Here is a 22,635-nt window from a genome sequence, read left to right as displayed (position 1 = left end):
TTAATCTTCCAACCTTGCGATCTCTTCACCAAACTCGCGTATATCTTCAAAGCTACGATAAACCGATGCAAAACGGATATAAGCAACTTTATCCAGTTCTTTGAGTTGCTCCATCACCAAATTGCCGATCATATCGGTTGGGACTTCCCGCTCACCGGTGGCGCGGAGCTTGGATTTAATGGTGCTGATAGCCAGTTCAATCGAGTCGGCGCTCACAGGACGCTTCTCTAAAGCGCGCTGGATCCCACCGACCATTTTATCTTCGTCAAACGGTTCGCGATTGCCGTTGGTTTTAATCACTTTAGGCATGACTAACTCGGCACTCTCAAAGGTGGTAAATCGCTCACGACACGCTAGGCACTCTCTGCGGCGGCGCACTTGATGACCATCAGCCACCAAGCGTGAATCAATCACTTTGGTATCATTTTCTGAACAGAATGGACAATGCATATTCAATAACCTTCGACTTAACGCGTTAACTTGTTGAAACTATAGTACTAGATATTAGTGAACTGTGCGATTTTGTATCAAAAAAACAAAAGGCCCAACAGGGCCTTTAACTACATCATACCGATTTATGGTCTTGGCAGATAATCTGCTTTACCGACCCACTTGTAACTGGTGAGTTCTTCCAGTCCCATTGGACCTCGAGCGTGCAGTTTTTGTGTAGACACTGCAACTTCAGCACCAAGTCCGAATTGTGCACCATCGGTGAAGCGTGTTGACGCATTGACGTACACTGCCGCCGACCCGACTGAATTAATAAAACGCTCTGCATTGTGCAAATTGTTGGTCATGATAGCGTCTGAGTGACTCGCATTGTGAACACGCATGTGTTCAATCGCATGCTCTACCGAATCGACAATGCGAATGCCTAAAGTAAAGCTTAGCCATTCGGTATCAAAATCGCCTTCCGCTACCGCTCGCACATCGCTCGCTTTGGCTGTTAGCGCAAGAGATTCGGGGCACGCCACAATCGCCACATCGTTTTTAATCTTCTCAATAAGTTGAGGGATAAAGCTCTCGGCAATATTTTTATGTACTAGCAACGTATCGAGAGCGTTACACGCTGAAGGTCGTTGCACTTTCGAGTTCACGACCACATCGACAGAACGCGCTAAATCCGCGCTTTCATCAACGAAAACGTGGCTGATCCCAAACCCGCCAATGATGACAGGAATGGTACTGTTCTCTTTACACATTTTATGCAGACCAGCACCGCCACGAGGGATAATCATATCCACATAGTCATCGAGCTTGAGCAGTTGAGACACTAATTCGCGATCAGGTTTTTCGATATATTGAACCGATGCTGCAGGCAATTTAGCTTTAGACAACGCAACTTGAATCACTTTCACCAGTTCCATGTTTGAATGGAAGGTCTCTTTGCCACCACGCAGTATGCTCGCGTTGCCGGTTTTTAAGCACAGAGCAGCGATATCGATGGTGACATTTGGGCGTGCTTCGTAAATAACCCCAACCACACCAAGTGGAACGCGACGTTTGCACAGTGCCATGCCATTTTCCAACACTTTACTGTCAAATTCACTGCCTACTGGGTCAGGCAATGAGATGACATTTCTGACGTCATTTGCAATACCGTGAAGGCGCTGAGGATTCAGCAGCAAACGGTCAAGCAGTGCATCCGTTAACCCGGCAGAACGACCCGCTTCGATATCTTTGGCGTTAGCCGCCAAAATGGACTCAGCATTAGCTTCAAGCTCATCGGCAATCAGCGTCAGTGCCAGGTTTTTGGTGGCCGTCGTGGCCGTCGCAAGTTCAAAAGCAGCGTCTTTGGCAGCGATGCCCATTGATGTAAGTTCGGTTGTCATAGTCTATTCCTGTATCACCACGAGGTCGTCGCGGTGGATCACTTCCGATCCATAATTGTAGCCAAGGGCTTGCATGATGTCTTTACTATGCATCCCTTTGATCTTGTGTAAATCTTCGCTTGAGTAACTGGCAATCCCTTTTGCAACGAGCTGAGCGTCGCCATCAACGATGCGAGTCACTTCCCCCCGCTCAAAATGCCCTTTCACTTGGATAACGCCTTTAGCCAATAAGCTGCTACCCGACGCTTGAACCGCTTTAACAGCGCCATCGTCAATCACCACTTCTCCAGTCGCTGCGGGGCCCGCTAATATCCAGCGTTTACGATTTTCCAGCGAGTCTGGCAACGCTAAGAACTTTGTCCCTTGTGGAGAATTGCCAACGGCATCCAGTATCACGTCATTAGCACTGCCTGCGGCAATCACCACTTCAATTCCAGCTCGCCTCGCGATGTCTGCGGCTTGCAACTTAGTCGCCATACCGCCCGTGCCCAAAGAGGTTCCACTGTCGCCCGCGATGCTTCTGAGGGTTTTGTCGATCGTGGTGACTTCTTTAATCAGCTCAGCATCTGGATTGTTACGAGGATCCGCGGTGAATAAGCCAGGTTGATCGGTGAGTAAAAGTAGCTTGTCAGCGCTGCACAGTATGCCAACCAGCGCCGATAAATTGTCGTTATCACCAACTTTTATCTCGGTGGTGGCAACGGCATCGTTTTCATTCACGATGGGCAGTATTTTGTTATCGATAAGTGCATTGACTGTATCGCGAGCATTGAGAAAGCGCTCTCGGTTATCCAGATCGGCTCGTGTCAGTAGCATTTGACCCGTTTTTACACCATAAATAGCAAACAGCGATTGCCAAACTTGAATAAGCTGAGACTGTCCAACAGCCGCCAGCAACTGCTTGCTCGCCATAGACTTAGGCAGTTGTGGGTAGTTTAAATACTCGCGACCCGCGGCTATCGCGCCAGAAGAAACAAGCACCACTTTGTGCCCGTCTTTTTGCAACTGTGCACATTGCCTAGCGAGCTCCACCATATGGGCACGGTCGAGGGCGAGTGTGCCTCCCGTTAAGACACTGGTTCCTAATTTAACGACTATGGTTTTTACTTTCATCTAGTACTCGACTTGATTTACCTTGCTCAGCGCACGCTGAGTAGTTATTCACGTAGGTTGATAATTCACTTTTTATCAGGCTGAGGCGGCTTCCACAAGTAAAAAGGCGCCTTTTCAGCGCCTTCGATATCAATTACGTTCAAAATCTCTAAAATAGAGAGTTACGCTTACGCGAATTCACTCAGCTCTTGTGTGGTCGTATATTCAATACCATGAGGTTCTAGAGCGGCGGTTAGTTTACTTAAAAAGTCCTGCTGCGTTTTTTCAATTTCTGATTGATGCGCTTTATCAACTGGGCTGGCTTCCCACTCACCGGCTTTGTTGTATACCCCAAGATAAAACTTGGCTTCACATTTATCTTCTGACAATCGCGATAACTCCATCCACCAACCGTAAAACTCTCTCAGCTCAGGGGATTTTTTTTCGTCGACACACACCGCTAAACAGTCGAAGAAATAGTGCAGTTCATTACACTCTCCTTCACGCAAGTAGGGGCCGATTTTTTTTAGCGCAGATTGAAGACGAAAATGAGTAGGGTTTTGAAACTTTCCTGCCATACCTTTTACTCCACTTATAAGAATTATTATGCCACTGATTGACTCAGCTAAGCTCTATAATTCAACAAGTTGAATAAAAAGTCACCTATTTAATTCTTCTTGGAGCCATTTTGCGGCCAAATCCAGCGATTCTGCATAGCCTTTGAACAGCTCTTTAGACGATATTTTTTGCGCCTTTCCATATTGGCTATAGGTGGCAATTAACTGATTATCGCTATGTGGTGAGACCGGATCGCCTTCCATAGACATAGCTAAAATAGGCACTGTTGTCCGTCGGCTAGAAAGAATACCTTGAACTTTCAATGACCAAGCCATCATTTGAGAAGATAAGCTACCAATGTCTACCGCCCCTTTACCCAATCGAGACGCTAACACGTCCAAGTACATCTTTGACATGGACGCGACTTTTTGCGGCGACGACAACACATCGTGTACCGGTGCACCAATCGCTACACAGGCTTTAATTTTTTTAGGCTCTAGAAACGACAGTCTCACCAACGCATTACCGCCAAAACGAAATCCAAGCAGACCGACTTTAAAATGATCGATCCAAGGCAAGTTCGGCAGGTAATTTAACACTTCCTGATGCAATACACTGGTATTTTGAGTCAATTCCCAATGGGAATTTTGTCCCACAGAAGGCATATCAACCGTCAACATACCAATGTTATAAGGCGCGAGATAATCTCTATAAAAACGCCACAGATCGGTTTGTAAACTATCCAGTCCCGCACTGACTAACACGACCGGTAAGGGTTTTTCAGTATGTGGTAAATGCAAGTGACATTGAATCGTTCGCCCTTCATATGGCACCTCAATTTTTTTATGCCAATGAGAGCTTATTTCTGCTGCTTCCATATACGCGTGACTGGCCAATAATTGCGCCTGAATCGCTAAGTTGTCCCCTTTTAAGTGAGGGTAGCCGGCGACACTAAAGCTAAGGGACGCTTTAAATAACCATTCGGCAGCCTCATCACCGTTTAATTTGGCTGCCTTTTTTTGATACTCGACACCCAATTGCGTCCACTCGTAAGCCCAATTACCAGAGCGATATCCGGTAACAGTATCAAGCCATTCATCTTTACTGCGCTCATGCTTGGACGATGTAATCCGCGCCAGCACTTGCTCTTGGTCGATGGGATCAAGCCCTTGCCACGCCCATTGCAAACGACGGTTGTTACGATACCAGGGGTATTGAGGTTTCTGCTCTAGCTGGGTAAGGCTGCTTGGTAAGTACGGCGTTAAGATTGAGGTTTCTTTCGCTTGAAGGTTCTTTGCAAACAGTTTTTCTGAAAGGTTTTTACTCGAATCTTGGGTCATATTGCGCTCTGTACCTATGGCCAATGAAGTTCTACATAGTGTAACAAATAAGCCCCGCATTTGCGGGGCTTTTGATTATTTGCGTTTGCGGTTAACCGGCTCTACATATTGTAGCGTCATGTCCCACGGCTGCTCTATCCAAGTATCTTGAGCAATATCAACCACATAGTCATCTAGCAACTCAGCTCCTGACGGTTTAGCACACACCGCGATCAATTTCGCTTTAGGGTACAATTCGCGCAGCTTACGTGCTGTGTCACCACTGTCGACAAGATCTTCTACGATCAAATAACCTTCGCCATCGCCCTCAGGGGCTTTAAGCACAGTCATGTCTTGTTGATGATCATGATCGTAACTAGAGATACAGATGGTATCTACATAACGGATGCCCAGTTCACGAGCTAGGATTGCACCAGGTACAAGGCCACCACGACTTACTGCCCAAATACCTTTCCACTGCTCTGCTGGCATCTGGCGCTCGGCCAAAGTGCGGCAATGCATGTGCATAAGATCCCAACTGATGATGAATTTTTGAGTCATATCTCAACCTACAATTTTTAGTTAGCCAGCAAAAACATATTTTAGTACGAAAATAGCCGCCAATACCCAAACACTGATGGATACTTCGCGTCCTTTACCGCTAAATGCTTTGATAGCAGCATAAGAAATAAAGCCCAGTGCGATACCTTCCGCAATTGAATAGGTTAAAGGCATCAATAGACAAGTGACAACAACCGGTGCGGCTTCAGTAAGGTCGTGCCAATCGATATTAACCAGACCCGACATCATTAGAATCGCGACGTAAAACAGAGCACCTGCTGTTGCATAGGCAGGGATCATACCTGCTAATGGTGAGAAAAACAGTGCTAGTAAGAATAAAATTCCGACAACAACTGCGGTTAGACCTGTGCGGCCACCGGCAGCAACACCAGCTGTCGACTCTACGTATGACGTTGTGCTTGATGTACCTAGAAGAGCACCGATAGAGGTTGCCGTAGAATCAGATAGTAGCGCACGGTTTAGACGAGGCAACTTACCATCTTTTTCAAGCAGTTCGGCTTTCGTCGCAACGCCGACCAAGGTACCCGCAGTATCGAAGAGGTCGACAAACAAAAACGCGAAGATAACCGAAATCATACCAATTTCAAAAACGGCAGAAAAATCAAGTTGCATAAGCGTTGGAGCAAGGCTTGGCGGAGCAGACATGATGCCCGTATATTGCACATCACCTAATAAAAGACCAATGCCTGTCACGATCAAAATAGCAATCATCACCGCGCCACGAACATTTCGGTAAACAAGACCAATCGTCAGAAAGAAACCAAGAGCGGCTAGAGCTGGCTTTAGTGACGCCACGTGACCTAGTGAAACCAATGTCGCTGGATTATCTACAACGATGCCCGCATTTTGTAGACCGATGAACGCCAAAAACAGACCAATACCTGCTGAGATACCAATACGTAGCGCTTGAGGAATAGAATTGATGATCCACTCGCGCACTTTAAACACGCTAAGTAGCATAAAGATGATACCAGAGACAAAAACAGCGGCCAGTGCAACCTGCCACGTATGCCCCATACCCAGAACAACGCCATAGGTAAAGAAGGCGTTCAGTCCCATACCTGGTGCTTGAGCGATTGGGTAATTAGCATAAAGACCCATAATGAAACAGCCGATAGCTGCAGCCAAACAGGTAGCAACAAAAACAGCACCACGATCCATACCTGCATCTGACAGCATTGCCGGATTCACAAATATGATGTACGCCATGGTTAAAAAGGTCGTTAGACCGGCGATGACTTCCGTGCGCACTGAGGTGTTGTGTTCACTGAGTTTAAATAGCTTCTCAAGCATCTCTAATTATCCCAAAAATTGTGTAAGAAAACGTTTGCGTGTAACGATTGCGCGAATTATAGAAGCATAAAGATTGAATTTCCACTGACTTTTTACTCAAATCTTAGTTTCTTACAGTTTAAATTGTCAGATGAGCATAACTAAAGATTAATAGTCTTTATTTTCATTAAGTTAGAAAACAACAGAGATTGAATAACCCGGTGATATTTCGCACTACTCTAAGATGATGTCGCAAAAAAATGGGCAAATTGATATCACTAGAGTGTAATTAGCCCAATGTAATCGATTGCAGAGATGATAAGCGCTAAAAGTGAGTATTATGGAATAAAAAAACGCCACCCCAAATGGGATGGCGTGGAATCGATTCGATGTAATACATCGCAATTCTAACAAATTAGGGGGTGAACTTTCGTTCGCATCACATGAACGGATAAACCATTCATAAGATTGTCTCGTCGCACAACTATCTAAATTAAGACAAGGTGACCAGATGAGAGCATTCTATCAAACTGAAAGTTAATTACAAGATTTTCGTGAGAAATGGCCAAATTATCCGCTTTTAGGCGTTCCTATATATTTTATTCGGTAAATTAATTACATTTATCCCGGCTAGTCTCGAGAAGTTTATTGGTTTGTTGTTTTAAAAATGTTGTAAAAAGAGTTAATATCAGTCGTTAATTTCATCCAATGCGCGCATCAATAGCATCAGATGTTGTGCTAAGCGACATCTAGCACTACAACCAATAATTAGGAGTACCCAAATAGGGTGCCCACACTATAAGGAGATTGTGATGACAGACTTTCTGGCGTCAATTCAACAACGCACCACCAACCCAATCTGGCCATTTTTCTCAACGATCTGCTCTATTCCGCATCCTTCTAAGCATGAAGAAGCACTGGCACAACACATTATTACTTGGGCAACAGGAAAAGGGTTTGATGTCTCTCGCGATGAAACAGGCAATGTGCTCATTAAAAAGCCAGCCACAGCGGGCAACGAGAATAAGAAAACTGTAGTACTTCAAGCGCACATCGACATGGTGCCGCAAAAAAATGAAGACACTGACCACGATTTTGCCGCTGATCCAATCAAACCATACATTGACGGGGAGTGGGTAACGGCTACTGGAACAACCTTAGGTGCGGACAACGGCATTGGCATGGCGTCATGCTTAGCGGTGTTGGACTCTGAGGAAATTGCCCACGGCCCTATCGAAGTATTGCTTACCATCGATGAAGAAGCTGGAATGACAGGCGCATTTGGCCTTAAAGAAAACTGGCTATCGGGTGACATTTTGCTTAACACCGACTCTGAACAAGAAGGTGAAGTTTACATGGGCTGCGCGGGCGGCGTGGATGGTGCTATGACACTGTCCATCTCACGCCAAGATCCTGCGGTAAATAGCACAGCCTTCAAATTGATAGTCAAAGGCTTAAAAGGTGGCCACTCTGGGTGCGACATTCACACTGGCCGTGGCAATGCAAACAAATTGCTGGCACGTTTTTTGGCAGGGCACGCGGACGAGCTTGGACTGCAACTAAGTCAATTTAACGGCGGTACCTTACGTAATGCGATTCCTAGAGAAGCGTCTGCTGTGGTATCTCTACCTACGGCAAATGAAAGTCAGCTCAACGCGCTTGTTGAGCACTACCAATCGCTGCTTTCCCAAGAACTAGGCAAGATAGAAACCGATATCCAAGTATTGCTTCAGCCATACACAGAGTCTTATGACGTGCTAGACAGTACTTCGCAAAAGCAACTCATCGCTACGCTAAACAGCGCCCCTAACGGAGTCGTTCGCATGAGTGATGACATAGCAGGAGTGGTTGAAACCTCACTAAACCTAGGCGTCATCACCACCGATACAGACAAAATTAATGTACTGTTTTTGATTCGCTCATTGATTGACTCGGGTCGTGAACAAGTAGAAAGCCATCTTGCCTCACTGGCAGAATTGGCTGGTGCACACATTGAATTCTCTGGCACGTATCCGGGCTGGAAGCCGGATCCTGACTCAGAGATCATGGCATTATTTAGAAGCATGTACCAAGGTATATACGGTCATAAACCTAACATCATGGTTATCCATGCTGGACTTGAATGTGGTCTTTTTAAAGAACCGTACCCAGAGATGGATATGGTTTCATTTGGCCCAACAATCAAATTCCCTCACTCTCCCGACGAGAAAGTAGAGATTGCGTCAGTAGACCTATATTGGCAGCAAATGCAGGGTATTTTAGAAGCGATTCCAACCAAAGCGTAGAGATTGCGACTAGCAATAATACTCGCAAAGCAAAAGGGCTTACTTTTAAAGTAAGCCCTTTTTGATTCTGCTTAGCGCGCTAGAACAGTCTAAATTTGACCATCAGCTAACATTTGCAGTTGACTCATTGTGGTTTGAGAGATCAATACGCCATCCATATAGTAACTGACATTTTCACCGCGGCGAACCCCCATTAAGGTTGCCTCTGCACCATCGTTGTAGACAATATCCATGATGAAGGTATTTTCATCAATTTTCTGCATGGTGCCTTTTTCAATCATACGATTGTTCGAAATCGGATCCAAAGGTGCATCTGTTAGCGTCGGAGCGAGATCATCATTAATGTCCATCATGGTATCGACTTTCATATCAAAAATATGCGGCTTACCATTTAATGGGTTTTTTCCCGTCCAAAATTCGATGGAGTTAACTACGACATAGTCCACTGCAACCGTAATGGCGTAGACAGGTGACAGTAATAAGTTGACCCCTGCACGGGCATAGCGGTTATCAACCACTTCAACGTTAAACATCATCAATTTTTCGGTAACCGCATTTGAACCCACACACCCTGCAAGTGATCCTGCGATAACCAACGTTCCCACTGCTTTCAATGTCATTTTCTTCATTTTACTCGTCCCTTTTGAATTAACGCTCTCAATAACAGTAGACGAAATAATTTGTTTTTTACTACTTTCTTAAAAAAAAATGCCACTCATAAGAGCGGCATTTCTATTTTAGAATTAGGCATCTAGCCTAAATTCTTGCGTGCATTTTGGAACATACGCATCCACGCACTATTTTCACCCCAATCTTCTGGGTGCCATGAGTTAGCAACCGTACGGAAAACACGCTCAGGGTGAGGCATCATTATAGTAATGCGTCCATCCGTTGTGGTTAAACCGGTGATCGCGTTTGGCGAACCATTTGGGTTATTTGGATATTGCTGTGTTGCATTGCCATGGTTATCGACGTAACGCAGTGCCACAGTACCTGATTGCTCTATCGCCGAAAGGTGCTGCGAATCGCGCACTTCTACTCGGCCTTCACCGTGAGAGACGGCGATAGGCATGCGAGAGCCTTCCATGCCGTTAAAGAACACAGAGTCTGACTTTTGCACCTCTACCAAGCTAAAGCGCGCTTCAAAACGCTCAGATTCGTTGCGTACGAAACGTGGCCACAGGTCTGCGCCTGGAATAAGTTCACGCAAGTTTGACAGCATTTGACAACCGTTGCACACCCCTAGAGAGAAGGTATCTTGACGGTTAAAGAAGCTTTCAAATTGGTCACGAGCCGATGCGTTAAATAGCACCGATTTTGCCCAGCCTTCACCGGCGCCCAACACGTCGCCGTATGAGAAGCCTCCACAGGCTACCAGCCCGTTGTACTCGTCGAGTACAGCCTGAGCCGATAGGATATCGCTCATGTGAACATCAATGGCATCAAAGCCAGCGCGGTTAAACGCAGCCGCCATCTCAACATGAGAGTTCACCCCTTGCTCACGCAAAATAGCCATTTTAGGCTTGGCACCTGTAGCAATAAATGGTGCCGCGATGTCTTCGTTGACGTCAAAGCTTAGCTTAACATTTAGGCCTGGGTCGGTGTTGTCTTGCTTAGCTGCAAACTCTTGGTCTGCACACGAAGGATTGTCACGAAGCGCTTGCATTTTATGGGTGGTTTCAGCCCAAATGGTTCTTAGCTCAGTACGGTTACGTTCCAATAGGGTGTTAGAGCCTGCAGTGATCACTAATGAATCAGATGCTTCAACCGCACCAATCACATGTGAACAGTCTTCCAGACCGTGAGCTGCCAATACCGATTTCACGCTCTCAAGTTGGCTATTAGTCACCTGAATGACAGCGCCTAGCTCTTCGTTAAACAGCGCTGCAAGCGTATCGTCACCGAGTGCCGAGATGTCAGCGTTAACGCCGCAATGTCCTGCAAACGCCATTTCGGCCAATGTAACAAATAAACCACCATCACCTTTATCGTGGTAAGCCAGTAACTTATCTTCACGAACTAGGGTCTGCATAGCGTCAAAGAAGCCTTTAAGCTGCTCTGCATTATCAACGTCAGCAGGTTTATCACCCAACTGTTTGTACACTTGAGCCAGCGCTGTTGCGCCTAAACGGTTTTTGCCATTACCTAAATCAACCAACAATAGACTAGAGTCGCCTTTGTCTGTTCTTAGCTGAGGCGTCACTGTTCTGCGTACGTCTTGCACTCGTCCAAACGCGGTAATAACCAGAGACAATGGTGAAGTGACTTCTTTATCTTCACCGTTTTCGTTCCACTTGGTTTTCATTGACATTGAGTCTTTACCAACTGGAATAGTTAGGCCCAGTGCTGGACACAGCTCTTCACCTACCGCTTTAACCGCTTCGTATAATCCAGCGTCTTCACCTGGGTGGCCCGCTGGGGACATCCAGTTAGCCGACAGTTTGATTCGCTTAATATCGCCAATATCTGTACCGGCGATATTGGTCAGAGATTCACCTACTGCGAGGCGCGCAGACGCACCAAAGTCGAGGAGTGCAACGGGTGTACGCTCGCCCATCGACATCGCTTCACCATGGTAAGAGTCGTAACTTGCAGCGGTCACTGCACAGTTAGCGACAGGTACCTGCCAAGGGCCAACCATTTGGTCACGAGCAACAAGACCGGTTACTGAACGGTCGCCAATGGTAATTAGGAAGGTTTTTTCAGCCACTGTTGGCAAACGAAGTACGCGATCGACCGCTTCATTAAGTTCGATGCCGTCACGTTCTAGCGCAGGGCTATCAACTTTTAATGTTTTAGCATCACGATGCATCTTAGGCGTTTTACCTAATAAGATGTCCATCGGCATGTCGATAGGTGTATTCTCGAAATGGCTATCTTCTAGTGTAAGATGACGCTCTTCTGTTGCTTCACCTACGACTGCGTAAGGAGCGCGTTCGCGCTTACAGATAGCATCAAATGTCGCCATGTCCTCTTGCGCGACAGCCATAACATATCGCTCTTGAGATTCGTTACACCAAATTTCGAGTGGGCTCATGCTCAACTCATCATTTGGCACGTCACGCAGTTGGAATTTACCCCCGCGCTCACCATCGTCACACAATTCAGGTAGAGCATTAGAAATACCACCCGCGCCCACGTCATGAATAAAGGCAATTGGGTTGGCATCGCCAAGCTGCCAACAGCGATCGATCACTTCTTGACAGCGGCGCTCCATTTCTGGGTTTTCACGCTGCACGGAAGCAAAATCAAGATCTTCTGCCGACTGGCCAGAAGCCATTGACGACGCGGCGCCACCACCAAGGCCGATGTTCATTGCAGGACCGCCGAGTACAATCAGCTTAGCGCCTACTGGGATCTCTTTCTTTTGAACATGCTCGTCACGAATATTACCCATACCACCAGCGATCATAATCGGCTTGTGGTAACCACGGATCTCTTCGCCTGCATGTGACGTCACTTTCTCTTCGTATGTACGGAAGTAACCCAGAAGGTTAGGACGACCAAACTCGTTGTTAAATGCAGCGCCACCTAACGGGCCTTCTGTCATTATATCTAACGCGTTGACAATACGGCCTGGCTTACCAAAGTCGGTTTCCCAAGGCTGTTCAAATCCTGGGATACGTAGGTTAGAGGTAGTGAAACCCACCAAACCAGCTTTAGGTTTGCCACCAATACCGGTTGCGCCCTCATCACGAATTTCACCACCAGAGCCTGTCGATGCGCCAGGCCAAGGAGATATCGCGGTTGGGTGGTTGTGTGTTTCCACCTTCATTAGGATATGAGCGGCCTCATGATGGTAGTCATATTCACGAGTTTCTGGGTTCGGAAAGAAGCGCCCCACCTTTGAACCTTCCATTACTGCCGCATTATCTTTGTACGCAGACAATACGTGGTCAGGAGTCACCTCAAAGGTGTTTTTGATCATTTTGAACAGAGACTTATCTTGCTTCTCGCCATCGATAGTCCAGTCAGCGTTAAAAATTTTGTGGCGACAGTGCTCTGAGTTTGCCTGCGCAAACATCATTAGCTCGATGTCATTCGGGTTACGGCCCAGTTTAGTAAAGTTTTCGACTAAGTAATCAATCTCATCTTCGGCCAACGCAAGTCCAAGTGATACGTTCGCCTCAGACAATGCTTGGCGACCACCAGACAAAATGTCCACTTGCGCTACTGGAGCGGGCTCTGCTGTTGTAAACAGCGCTGTTGTTGCCTCTAGCTCACCAAACACAACTTCCATCATTCGGTCGTGGACCAACGCTTTTATTGCGTTAGTCTGCTCTGCGTCTAACGGCTGTGATGACTCGATGTAATAAGCGGTGCCGCGCTCTAGACGAGTGACTTTAGCTAAACCGCAGTTGTGTGCAATGTCGGTCGACTTAGAAGACCAAGGCGAAATCGTCCCGGGACGAGGTGTTACCAGTAGGAGAAGACCTTGAGGCTCGTGCTCTTCAATGGTTGGGCCATAGGTTAGTAGCTTTTCTAGCTTGTCTAACTCAGCCTCATCGAGCTCGGTGCTTAAGTCAGCGAAGTGCATAAACTCAGCGTAAAGACCAGTAACTGGCAGGTCTTGCTCACGGCAAAGTTCAAGTAGCTTGTTAACGCGAAACTCAGAAAGAGCTGGGGAACCACGCAAAATTCTCATGTGCTTAGGTCTCTTATGCAATTGATTAAGAAAATATTGGAATAAATTCAGGCACTTAGTGTCGGGCCTAAACCTATACCAATAATAGACTGCTTAATTTTTCGCGTATTATAGTGCAGTTTATTTGTGAACTAAACCCATAAAGCAACCGTTTGCGCAAATAATTGCTTTCGGCTGACCTTTGCGGCGAAGTGCGTACACGAGCAAACTCTACGGCTTAGATTTCCACGCATTAAAGAGTTTGCTAAACTGAGCCCTCATTTGACAACTGAAGTGTATCAATGCCGTTCTCTGTTTTGTCCAAGCTCATCACCACTGTGGTTCTGTCGCTCGCTGTATTTAGTCTTACTGGTTGCCAAATCGACTCACAAGATACCAGTCAACTCGAACAAATCCAAAAACGTGGTGTGTTGCGAGTCGGTACACTGAATAATCAGCTTTCTTACTATATCGGTCCTGATGGTCCAACGGGCCTAGAGTATGAACTTGCCGATCGTTTTGCCGAAAGCATAGGCGTGAGTTTAGAAATTAAACCGGCCTATCGTTTATCGGGACTATTTCCAGCCTTAGAAGCGGGCCAAGTTGACGTTGTTGCGGCAGGTATAAGCCAATCACCAGAACGACTTACTCAGTTCCGATCAGGGCCGGCCTACTACTATGTGAGCCAACAAGTTGTGTACCAAAACGGCACCAACCGCCCCAGAAACCTGGCTCAATTAAGTGAAAGCGATGCCCCTGTTTATGTCGTTGATGGCAGTCACTTTGAGTCGACTTTAAATCAACTTGCTGACACGCACCCAGATATCAATGTCATCTCCAGTGATGCCGATACCTATGACTTACTTAGACAAGTGTCCACGGGAGACATTCAGTTTACTGTGGCGAACTCTGTCGATTTGTCACTGGCACAGCGTGTATACCCAAACTTGTCGATTGCGTTCGATCTCACCGAAGATAAACCTATTACTTGGTACACCAATAAATCCGATGACGAAGGCTTATATGCGTTAATGATTGAGTTTTTTGGCCAACTCAAACAGAGCGGAGAACTGGCTCAGTTAGAAGAAAAGTATCTGGGTCATATCTCGCAGTTTGATTATGTTGATACTCGGGCTTTTGTTCGCGCCATCGACAGCACTTTACCCAAATGGGAACCACTTTTTAAAAAGCACGCCGGAGAGTTTGACTGGCGACTTATAGCGGCGGTAGCGTATCAAGAGTCGCACTGGAATCCATCAGCGAAATCTCCCACTGGTGTTCGTGGCATGATGATGCTGACACTTCCTACCGCTAAAAGCGTCGGGGTGACCAATCGCCTAGACCCCGAGCAATCCATAGAAGGCGGCGTGAAATACCTTCGTCAAATGGTCAAACGTATTCCTGATTCCATCGCAGAGCATGAAAAAACCTGGTTTGCCCTAGCCTCCTATAACGTCGGCTTCGGTCATATGATGGATGCAAGGCGCCTCACTAAAGCTCAAGGTGGAAACCCTGATCTTTGGAGTGATGTTAAAGAGCGTTTACCCTTGCTTAGACAAAAAAAATACTACTCGCAAACTCGCTACGGATTTGCCCGTGGAGATGAGGCGATGAACTACGTCGAAAACATTCGTCGCTACTATCAGAGCATCATTGGTCACGTCGATAAAACGCCGGCCAACGAAGAGGAGATCGATCTTGATAATATTCAAGTGATCCAGCCTCTTGTGCCTGCCCAGTCTGAGGCTGTCGGGACCGAAAATGCGCCTATAGAGTTAGGTGACGAGGTTTCCGCGGCCACCACAAATGAGGCCTCTGCCACAAAATAGATAGAGTTCACACGAATGCGTCAACTTTTACATTATTGTTACCGTAGAATGTGATTAAGATCCTTTGGTTCTTATTCATCCTTTCGTAACATTTGTGCTTTAAAACGTGTTCTTAAGCCCATACAAATGGGTGAGGATTATCGATCGACTACATTGTTGGAGGCTGTATTATGAGAATGAAACGCAAGCTATCAAAGCGTCTCGTAAAACAAAGCGTATCTGCCAATCGTCGTAAACGTATGTTAGCTAATAATAAGAAAAAAGTTATTATGCGCACTCGCGCTTACGCCTCTCTGGCAGAGTAAAAAAATAAGCAAACATCGGTGAAAGACTGATGTTTGCTAAAGTTCCCCTTTCTTTAGTTTATCTCTCAATTCCTTTTTCTCTTTTCGTCTGCGCTTAAAAAATGCTTGCAGTTGCGCTTTACACTCAAGTTCCAAAACGCCCCCTTCTATCTCAGCATAGTGATACGCAGCCTGAGACTCGAATAAATTTAACACACTCCCCGCAGCGCCTGCTTTTCCATCAAAAGCGCCAAAGACTATTCGTCCTACACGACTATGAAGCAACGCCCCTGCACACATAGGACAAGGCTCTAATGTTACGTACAGCGTTGTATCTGTAAGGCGATAGTTCTCAAGCTTCTCCCCTGCGGAGCGAATGACCTGTATCTCTGCGTGCGCGGTGGCATCGTGCTGCCCTATGCTTCTATTCCACCCTGTCGCAATGATTTCATTATTGCGAACCAACAACGCTCCTACAGGAACTTCCCCCTCTTGCTCGGCTAGGGAGGCTAAGGACATGGCTTTTCGCATGTACTCGTTATCTTGTTCACTTTGCTTAGTCATGACTGCTCATTTCGCTTAGTTGATTTCAGGCGTTAAAAAGTGCCTCTAATACTCTGTTCACCTAATTATAAAGGTACCTATTTAATCAAGTACCGGCATAAAAAAAGCCCCGCGTATGCAGGGCTTAATTAAATGATTAGCACTTACATGGTGTAAGTGTAAGGCGCTTGGATGCCCAATGGAATACCTAGAGCCCAGTAAGCCAGTAGGAAGATACTCCAACCGATAAGCATCGCTATCGAGAACGGCATCATCAGTGATGCGAGCGTACCGATACCCGTTGATTTCACGTAACGCTGACAGTACACAACCACTAATGGGAAGAATACCATTAGTGGCGAGATGATGTTAGACACAGAATCACCCACACGGTATGCCGCTTGAGACAATTCAGGTGAAATACCAACAGCCATCAACATAGGAACAAGAATAGGACCGATCAATGCCCATTTTGCAGAGGCAGAGCCAACTAACAAGTTCACCATAGCGGTCAAGAGAATCATGCCGACTACGGTTGCTTGTCCTGGAAGGTTAAGAGCTTTAAGACCTTCCGCACCATAGAGTGCCAACATGGTACCAATGTTTGATTGGCCAAAGGCCACCAAGAACTGTGCACAGAAGAATGACATAACCATGTACGCACCCATGGTGCCCATAGTGTCAGACATTGCTTTAATAACGTCATTGCTGTTAGAGAACTTACCCACCACACGGCCATATACGATGCCAGGAATGATAAATAGAATGAAGATTAATGGCACAATCGATTTCATCAGTGGTGCAGAGAAGGCTGTAATTTCGCCGTCAGGAGAACGAAGCGCAGAGTTTTCAGGCATGATTGCAGCAATCAATAGCGCGATGCCCGCCATCATAGCCCAACCAGCGTATTTGAATGCTTTTGCTTCTTTGTCAGAAATTGAACCAAGATCCGGCGCTTCCTCAGCATCTGCATCTACTGGCGTTTTGGCTAAACGTGGTTCGATAATACGCTCAGTCACAAACCAACCAATGGCAACAATAATAATTGAAGACAAGCCTGTGAAGTAGATGTTAGCAAGAGGGTTTACTACATAATCAGGGTCAAGAACTTGAGCCGCTGTTTGAGTAAAACCTGCTAATAGAGGATCAATTCCCGATGGGATAAAGTTGGCAGAGAAACCACCCGATACACCGGCGAAGGCAGCAGCAATACCCGCTAGAGGGTGACGACCTGCAGCGTGGAAGATAATACCACCCAGAGGGATGACCAGAACGTAACCTGCATCTGCTGCTGTGTGCGAAACAATCGCCACCAAAATCAACATTGGCGTCAGGAATTTGGCTGGCGTTACATTCAGCATTTTTTTCAATGCGGTTGTAATAAAACCAGAAGAGTCGGCAACACCGACACCCAACATTGCGACAAGCACGATACCTAGAGGAGCAAAGCTAGTAAAGGTGGTGACCATGTTGGCAAGAAAGTGTGCGAGAGCTTCACCTGTGAGGAGGTTATTGATGACCAATGCATCGCCTGTACGCGGATTGACCAAATCAAAAGAAACTTGAGAAAGAACGGCAGAAAAAACCCAAACGGCGATCAGGGCCCAAAAGAACAATATGGCTGGGTCAGGAATTTTGTTTCCGACACGCTCAATCACATTTAGGAAGCGGTCCATGCCACTTGCTTTTTGTACTGTTGTGTTAGTTGTAGCTTGGTTACTCATGGTAACTCCGTAATTTTATATTTATTGGCGGTAGACGATTGAACTACGTCCGGCACAGATTTTAACGTCATTGCAATTAATTAATAGAAAAAGTCAGCATAATATTGACCTTAATTATCAATTTGAGAAGTTTTTTCCTGTTTTGATATTTATAAGAAAACAAGCCGTTCACTTTTCATACAAAGCACACCAAAAATGTGCTTCAATTATAGCCAAGATTGATCACAGATTTACTTTAGGGAATAAAAAAGCAGCTTTCACTATCCACTTCCGGTAGTCAAAACTGCTTATTTATACTTAAGAAAGGTGTTTACATTAAGAGACGTGCTTTACCTTTAGCTCTTTAGGAACTTCGAAAAACATATTTTCTTCACGCCCAAGGACTTCTTCAACGTCGGTAGCGCCGAGCTCTTGAATCCGAGCCAGAATTTGATTGACTAACTCTTCTGGTGCAGACGCACCTGCGGTCACTCCAACAACATTCACATTATCTAGCCAATGTGTTTCGATGTCTTCTGGGCAATCTGTTAAGTAGCCAGGTGTACCTAATTTTTCTGCTAGCTCTTTGAGGCGAGTTGAGTTTGACGAATTTTTCGAGCCGACTACAATCATTGCATCGACTTGCGGTGCCAAAACGCGAACCGCATCTTGACGGTTTTGCGTGGCGTAACAAATATCGTCTTTTCGAGGCCCTTGAATGTGCGGGAACACACTGCGCAATTTTTCGATTACTGATGCGGTTTCATCTACCGACAATGTAGTTTGGCTAACAAAGTGCAAATTAGTCGGATCAATAATTTGTAGCTTTTCGACATCTTCTGGTGTCTCAACAAGATACATTCCACCTGTTTCACTAGCATATTGTCCCATTGTCCCTTCGACTTCTGGGTGACCAGCATGACCAATCAGCACCACTTCAGTGTCTTTACGGCTGGCGCGAGCCACTTCCATATGTACTTTTGTCACTAAAGGACATGTCGCATCAAATACCGTTAAATGCCTCGCTCTTGCTTCGGCTCTCACTGCTTGAGATACACCATGAGCCGAAAAGATCACAATGTTATCGTCAGGGACCTCATTGAGCTCTTCAACAAATACTGCACCGCGGGCTTTAAGTCCTTCAACGACAAAACGGTTATGAACAACCTCATGGCGAACGTAAATCGGTGGCTGATAGATTTCGAGCGCTCTCTCAACAATAGAGATGGCTCTATCTACGCCTGCACAGAAACCGCGTGGGTTTGCTAAAAGTATTTTCATGGTTTGGCTCATAGTACACCGAGTAGCTTAGCAATGGAGGCACAGTGTACCTTGCCAAAATTGAACGCTCAACTCTCGAAAGGGCTTAAAAAATTATTCGACACCGAGTATTTCGATATCGAAAATCACGTCTTGTCCTGCGAGCGGGTGATTAAAGTCCACGGTGACAGAGTCGCCTACAAGCTCAGTAACAATTCCTGGTATCTCTTGGCCATCTGGACCCGCAAAGGCCATGATGACGCCAACTTCGAGCTCATCAGCATTATTGAAACGGCTTCTTTCTAAATGGTGAATATTATCTGGATTAGGAGCACCAAACGCGTCTTCTGCGCTAAGTTCTACCGCTCGCTTGTCGCCTGCGGTTAATCCCAACAAATGGGATTCAAAGTTATCACTAAGACTACCGTCACCGATGATGAGTTTAGCGGGTTTTCCCATCTGGTGAGTACTGTCTGCAACTGAGCCGTCTTTTAACTTAATTTCAAAATGCAGCGTTACGGCGCTGTTTGCTTGAATGGTTTGAGTCACTTTCGAATCCTTTTGTGTAAAAAAGCGATCAGAGGGTAACTCTGATCGCTCTTGATAATTCCATTACTTATGTGAATTTACGGCATTTCGTCAAATTCAGCGCCTTCTTTATCCACTTGTGGTGGCATTAAGTGTTCTTTGTTGATACCCAGTTTTAGGGCCAACGCAGAAGCAACGTAAATCGAAGAATAGGTACCAACAATAATACCTAACAGCAACGCTGTTGCAAATCCATGGATATTCGCACCACCTTGAGTAAAGAGTGCAATCACAACAAACAAAGTTGTTGCTGAGGTGATCAGGGTACGACTTAATGTCTGGCTGATTGAGCCATTAATGATTTCAGCAGGCTCACCTTTACGCATTTTACGGAAGTTTTCACGAATACGGTCAAACACAACAATGGTATCGTTGAGTGAGTACCCCACTACCGTCAACAAGGCTGCAATGATGGTTAGGTCCACTTCAATCTGCAAGAACGAAAACACGCCGATAGTGATAATAATATCGTGTGCCAATGCCATTACAGCACCTGCAGCAAGACGCCACTCAAAACGCATAGAGACGTACAGCAAGATACAGATCAGCGATACAATAATCGCCATGCCGCCTGCTTCAGCCAGTTCGTCACCCACGTTAGGGCCAACAAACTCGATTCGGCGCATCTCTACACTCTCACCAGTACCTTCTTTAATTGCATCGAGAATCTGGTTACCTAGCACTTCACCTTGAACGTCATCACGAGGACGTAGGCGAACCATAACGTCACGTGAAGAACCAAAGTTTTGCACTGTGGCATCACCAAATCCTTTCGCTTCTAGCGAACTACGAATTTGCTCAAGATCAGCAGGCTGTTCAAAGCCTACTTCAATTAACGTACCGCCTGTGAAATCCAAGCCCCAATTTAGCCAATTGGTAGACAGGGAAAATAACGCTGCACCGATTACCACAACCGATAATACAAATGCACCTTTTGACCAACGCATGAAGTCGATCATCATGTCTGGTTTCAATATTTGAAACATCAATAACTCCTAGATCGACAGCTTATCAATACGCTTACCACCATACATAAGGTTCACCACACAACGGGTGCCTATGATGGCTGTAAACATTGAGGTTAGAATACCGATTGACAGTGTCACGGCAAAACCTTTAATTGCCCCTGTGCCCACTGCAAATAGTATGGTTGCAGTGATCAACGTAGTGACGTTTGCGTCGGCAATGGTACTTAGCGCATTCGCATAACCTTGGTGAATAGCTTGTTGCGGGTTGCGACCGTCTCTAAGCTCTTCACGTATCCGCTCAAAGATCAGTACGTTCGCATCCACTGCCATACCAACGGTCAGTACAATACCTGCAATACCCGGTAGGGTCATAGTCGCACCTGGGATCATAGACATGACACCTACAATCAACACTAGGTTAACGACAAGGGCAAGGTTTGCCACTAGGCCAAACTTACGGTAGTAGAACGCGGTAAATAGCATAACCGCAAGCATACCCCACAAGCAGGCTTGGATACCCATATCGATGTTTTGCTGTCCCATTGAAGGACCAATGGTACGTTCTTCAACAATGGAGATAGGGGCAATCAGTGCACCTGCACGCAATAACAAGGCTAAGTTGTGCGCTTCAGCAACAGAATCGATGCCGGTAATACGGAAGTTACGACCCAATGCGGTTTGGATAGTGGCTTGGTTAATCACTTCTTCGTGTTTATCCAAGATCACTTTACCTTCATCAGTACGCTTACCACTGTCTTTGTATTCTGCAAAGACCGTCGCCATTAGCTTGCCCACGTTTTGACGTGAGAACGCAGACATCTTACTGCCGCCATCGCTGTCCAATGAAATATTCACCTGAGGGCGTCCATATTCATCGGTGCTTGAGCTTGCATCTGTGATGCTCGAACCGCCAAGAATAATGCGTTTCTTCAATACAGCTGGACGACCGTCACGATCATACTTAATCTCACTACCCGCAGGTACACGACCATTGGCTGCGGCTACAAGGTCTGCTGTGTCATCCACTTCGCGGAATTCAAGCGTCGCGGTAGCGCCCAAGATCTCTTTAGCACGAGCCGTGTCTTGAACACCTGGTAGCTCGACCACAATTCGGCTGGTCCCCTGACGCTGAACCAATGGTTCGGCAACGCCAAGCTCGTTAACACGATTACGAAGGATAGTGATGTTCTGTTCGACAGCGTAGTTACGCACTTCTTGTAAACGCGCTTCCGTGAACTCAGCTTTTAACACAAAGTTGCCGGCAGAAGTTTGCTCGGTGAAAACCATATCTGGGTGATTGGTTTTCAACAATCTTGCCGCTTGGTCTAGCTGATCTTGATCGCGAAGAATCACTTCCACAGAGTCAGAATGAGCACGAACCGCGCGATAGCGAATTTTGTCTTCGCGTAATTCACTGCGAAATGCTTCTTCCTGTTGACCCACTAACTTAGACATTGCCGCATCCATATCCACTTCCATCAGGAAGTGAACACCGCCACGTAAGTCCAAACCGAGTTTCATTGGGTTGGCACCAATTGACTCAAGCCAAGTAGGGGTTGCAGCCGCCAAGTTAAGCGCCACAATCAAATCAGAATCAAGTGAGCTGGATAGCACGTCTCTTGCAGCAATTTGAGTGTCGGTATCGAGGAAGCGAACAAGAATAGAACCGTCTTCTAAGGCAACGGACTTGGTAGCAAGGCTTTCTTTTTCAAGTACTTCGGTAATGGTATCCAACGTGGCCAAATCAACAGAGGCACCACGTGCCCCTGTTACTTGTATCGCTGGATCTTCACCGTAGATATTTGGAAGCGCGTACAGTGCACCGATCATAATGATCAATGCCACCATAATATACTTCCATAGTGGGTATCTGTTTAACACAGCAAGATCCTCTAG

Annotated in this window: 18 protein-coding genes; 3 read left to right on the top strand and 15 right to left on the bottom strand. The window is 46.1% G+C overall.

The features are described 5' to 3' along the window. From nrdR to JQC93_RS17120, 7 genes are all read right to left on the bottom strand, one after another. Complete coding sequence (gene nrdR, locus JQC93_RS17150; RefSeq protein ID WP_205159601.1) at nt 1-450, bottom strand: transcriptional regulator NrdR; 450 nt, start codon at nt 448-450, stop codon at nt 1-3. 125 nt (nt 451-575) lie between these two features. Continuing rightward, the gene (locus tag JQC93_RS17145; protein ID WP_236009648.1) at nt 576-1,811 is read right to left on the bottom strand and encodes a glutamate-5-semialdehyde dehydrogenase; all 1,236 of its coding nucleotides are present in this window, start codon (nt 1,809-1,811) and stop codon (nt 576-578) included. A 24-nt stretch (nt 1,812-1,835) separates the two neighbouring features. Then, nucleotides 1,836-2,945 (bottom strand): glutamate 5-kinase, encoded by a 1,110-nt coding sequence (gene proB / locus JQC93_RS17140; protein ID WP_205159599.1) that lies wholly within the window; start codon nt 2,943-2,945, stop codon nt 1,836-1,838. Between the two features lie 167 nt (nt 2,946-3,112). Next, the gene (gene crl, locus JQC93_RS17135; RefSeq protein ID WP_205159598.1) at nt 3,113-3,502 is read right to left on the bottom strand and encodes a sigma factor-binding protein Crl; all 390 of its coding nucleotides are present in this window, start codon (nt 3,500-3,502) and stop codon (nt 3,113-3,115) included. An 81-nt stretch (nt 3,503-3,583) separates the two neighbouring features. After that, nucleotides 3,584-4,822 (bottom strand): esterase FrsA, encoded by a 1,239-nt coding sequence (gene frsA / locus JQC93_RS17130; protein ID WP_205159597.1) that lies wholly within the window; start codon nt 4,820-4,822, stop codon nt 3,584-3,586. 75 nt (nt 4,823-4,897) lie between these two features. Further along, entirely contained in the window at nt 4,898-5,362 is a 465-nt protein-coding gene (gene gpt / locus JQC93_RS17125; protein ID WP_084886510.1) for a xanthine phosphoribosyltransferase, read from the bottom strand. A 21-nt stretch (nt 5,363-5,383) separates the two neighbouring features. Then, entirely contained in the window at nt 5,384-6,676 is a 1,293-nt protein-coding gene (locus tag JQC93_RS17120) for an NCS2 family permease (protein WP_205159596.1), read from the bottom strand. A 791-nt stretch (nt 6,677-7,467) separates the two neighbouring features. On the opposite strand from JQC93_RS17120, the gene JQC93_RS17115 reads away from it, so the two are divergent. Continuing rightward, nucleotides 7,468-8,940, top strand: coding sequence for an aminoacyl-histidine dipeptidase (locus JQC93_RS17115; protein WP_205159595.1), 1,473 nt, complete (start codon nt 7,468-7,470; stop codon nt 8,938-8,940). Between the two features lie 89 nt (nt 8,941-9,029). On the opposite strand, the gene JQC93_RS17110 is transcribed toward JQC93_RS17115, so the two are convergent. Both JQC93_RS17110 and purL read right to left on the bottom strand, forming a co-directional pair. Next, entirely contained in the window at nt 9,030-9,569 is a 540-nt protein-coding gene (locus JQC93_RS17110; protein WP_205159594.1) for a DUF3332 family protein, read from the bottom strand. A 122-nt stretch (nt 9,570-9,691) separates the two neighbouring features. Further along, on the bottom strand, nt 9,692-13,585 hold the full coding sequence (purL, locus tag JQC93_RS17105; RefSeq protein WP_205159593.1) for a phosphoribosylformylglycinamidine synthase: 3,894 nt from the start codon (nt 13,583-13,585) through the stop codon (nt 9,692-9,694). Between the two features lie 281 nt (nt 13,586-13,866). On the opposite strand from purL, the gene mltF reads away from it, so the two are divergent. Both mltF and JQC93_RS20420 read left to right on the top strand, forming a co-directional pair. Then, on the top strand, nt 13,867-15,393 hold the full coding sequence (gene mltF, locus JQC93_RS17100; protein WP_205159592.1) for a membrane-bound lytic murein transglycosylase MltF: 1,527 nt from the start codon (nt 13,867-13,869) through the stop codon (nt 15,391-15,393). Between the two features lie 170 nt (nt 15,394-15,563). Further along, nucleotides 15,564-15,698 (top strand): hypothetical protein, encoded by a 135-nt coding sequence (locus JQC93_RS20420; protein WP_268980185.1) that lies wholly within the window; start codon nt 15,564-15,566, stop codon nt 15,696-15,698. Nucleotides 15,699-15,734: 36 nt separating this feature from the next. On the opposite strand, the gene tadA is transcribed toward JQC93_RS20420, so the two are convergent. The 6 genes from tadA to secD all read right to left on the bottom strand — a co-directional run bounded on the left by tadA (nt 15,735) and on the right by secD (nt 22,620). Then, the gene (gene tadA, locus JQC93_RS17095) at nt 15,735-16,241 is read right to left on the bottom strand and encodes a tRNA adenosine(34) deaminase TadA (RefSeq protein WP_205159591.1); all 507 of its coding nucleotides are present in this window, start codon (nt 16,239-16,241) and stop codon (nt 15,735-15,737) included. A 143-nt stretch (nt 16,242-16,384) separates the two neighbouring features. Beyond that, nucleotides 16,385-17,944, bottom strand: coding sequence for an AbgT family transporter (locus JQC93_RS17090; RefSeq protein WP_084886530.1), 1,560 nt, complete (start codon nt 17,942-17,944; stop codon nt 16,385-16,387). A gap of 315 nt (nt 17,945-18,259) precedes the next feature. Then, nucleotides 18,260-19,204, bottom strand: coding sequence for a 4-hydroxy-3-methylbut-2-enyl diphosphate reductase (gene ispH / locus JQC93_RS17085; protein WP_205159590.1), 945 nt, complete (start codon nt 19,202-19,204; stop codon nt 18,260-18,262). Between the two features lie 93 nt (nt 19,205-19,297). Continuing rightward, a complete protein-coding gene (gene fkpB / locus JQC93_RS17080; RefSeq protein ID WP_205159589.1) occupies nt 19,298-19,732 on the bottom strand; it encodes an FKBP-type peptidyl-prolyl cis-trans isomerase in 435 nt (144 codons plus the stop codon). A 77-nt stretch (nt 19,733-19,809) separates the two neighbouring features. Next, the gene (secF, locus tag JQC93_RS17075; protein ID WP_205159588.1) at nt 19,810-20,757 is read right to left on the bottom strand and encodes a protein translocase subunit SecF; all 948 of its coding nucleotides are present in this window, start codon (nt 20,755-20,757) and stop codon (nt 19,810-19,812) included. A 9-nt stretch (nt 20,758-20,766) separates the two neighbouring features. Then, complete coding sequence (gene secD, locus JQC93_RS17070) at nt 20,767-22,620, bottom strand: protein translocase subunit SecD (RefSeq protein ID WP_205159587.1); 1,854 nt, start codon at nt 22,618-22,620, stop codon at nt 20,767-20,769. Between the last annotated feature and the right edge of the window lie 15 nt (nt 22,621-22,635).

It is taken from the genome of Vibrio ulleungensis, assembly GCF_016900875.1.
GTDB classification, from domain to species: Bacteria; Pseudomonadota; Gammaproteobacteria; order Enterobacterales; family Vibrionaceae; genus Vibrio; species Vibrio ulleungensis.
This window is presented reverse-complemented; position numbering and strand designations above follow the sequence as displayed.

Coding starts and splice junctions, on each gene's coding strand:
- nrdR (WP_205159601.1), bottom strand. CDS start 450: ATGCATTGTCCATTCTGTTCAGAAAATGATACCAAAGTGATTGATTCA.
- JQC93_RS17145 (WP_236009648.1), bottom strand. CDS start 1,811: ATGGGCATCGCTGCCAAAGACGCTGCTTTTGAACTTGCGACGGCCACG.
- proB (WP_205159599.1), bottom strand. CDS start 2,945: ATGAAAGTAAAAACCATAGTCGTTAAATTAGGAACCAGTGTCTTAACG.
- crl (WP_205159598.1), bottom strand. CDS start 3,502: ATGGCAGGAAAGTTTCAAAACCCTACTCATTTTCGTCTTCAATCTGCG.
- frsA (WP_205159597.1), bottom strand. CDS start 4,822: ATGACCCAAGATTCGAGTAAAAACCTTTCAGAAAAACTGTTTGCAAAG.
- gpt (WP_084886510.1), bottom strand. CDS start 5,362: ATGACTCAAAAATTCATCATCAGTTGGGATCTTATGCACATGCATTGC.
- JQC93_RS17120 (WP_205159596.1), bottom strand. CDS start 6,676: ATGCTTGAGAAGCTATTTAAACTCAGTGAACACAACACCTCAGTGCGC.
- JQC93_RS17115 (WP_205159595.1), top strand. CDS start 7,468: ATGACAGACTTTCTGGCGTCAATTCAACAACGCACCACCAACCCAATC.
- JQC93_RS17110 (WP_205159594.1), bottom strand. CDS start 9,569: ATGAAGAAAATGACATTGAAAGCAGTGGGAACGTTGGTTATCGCAGGA.
- purL (WP_205159593.1), bottom strand. CDS start 13,585: ATGAGAATTTTGCGTGGTTCCCCAGCTCTTTCTGAGTTTCGCGTTAAC.
- mltF (WP_205159592.1), top strand. CDS start 13,867: ATGCCGTTCTCTGTTTTGTCCAAGCTCATCACCACTGTGGTTCTGTCG.
- JQC93_RS20420 (WP_268980185.1), top strand. CDS start 15,564: ATGAGAATGAAACGCAAGCTATCAAAGCGTCTCGTAAAACAAAGCGTA.
- tadA (WP_205159591.1), bottom strand. CDS start 16,241: ATGACTAAGCAAAGTGAACAAGATAACGAGTACATGCGAAAAGCCATG.
- JQC93_RS17090 (WP_084886530.1), bottom strand. CDS start 17,944: ATGAGTAACCAAGCTACAACTAACACAACAGTACAAAAAGCAAGTGGC.
- ispH (WP_205159590.1), bottom strand. CDS start 19,204: ATGAAAATACTTTTAGCAAACCCACGCGGTTTCTGTGCAGGCGTAGAT.
- secF (WP_205159588.1), bottom strand. CDS start 20,757: ATGTTTCAAATATTGAAACCAGACATGATGATCGACTTCATGCGTTGG.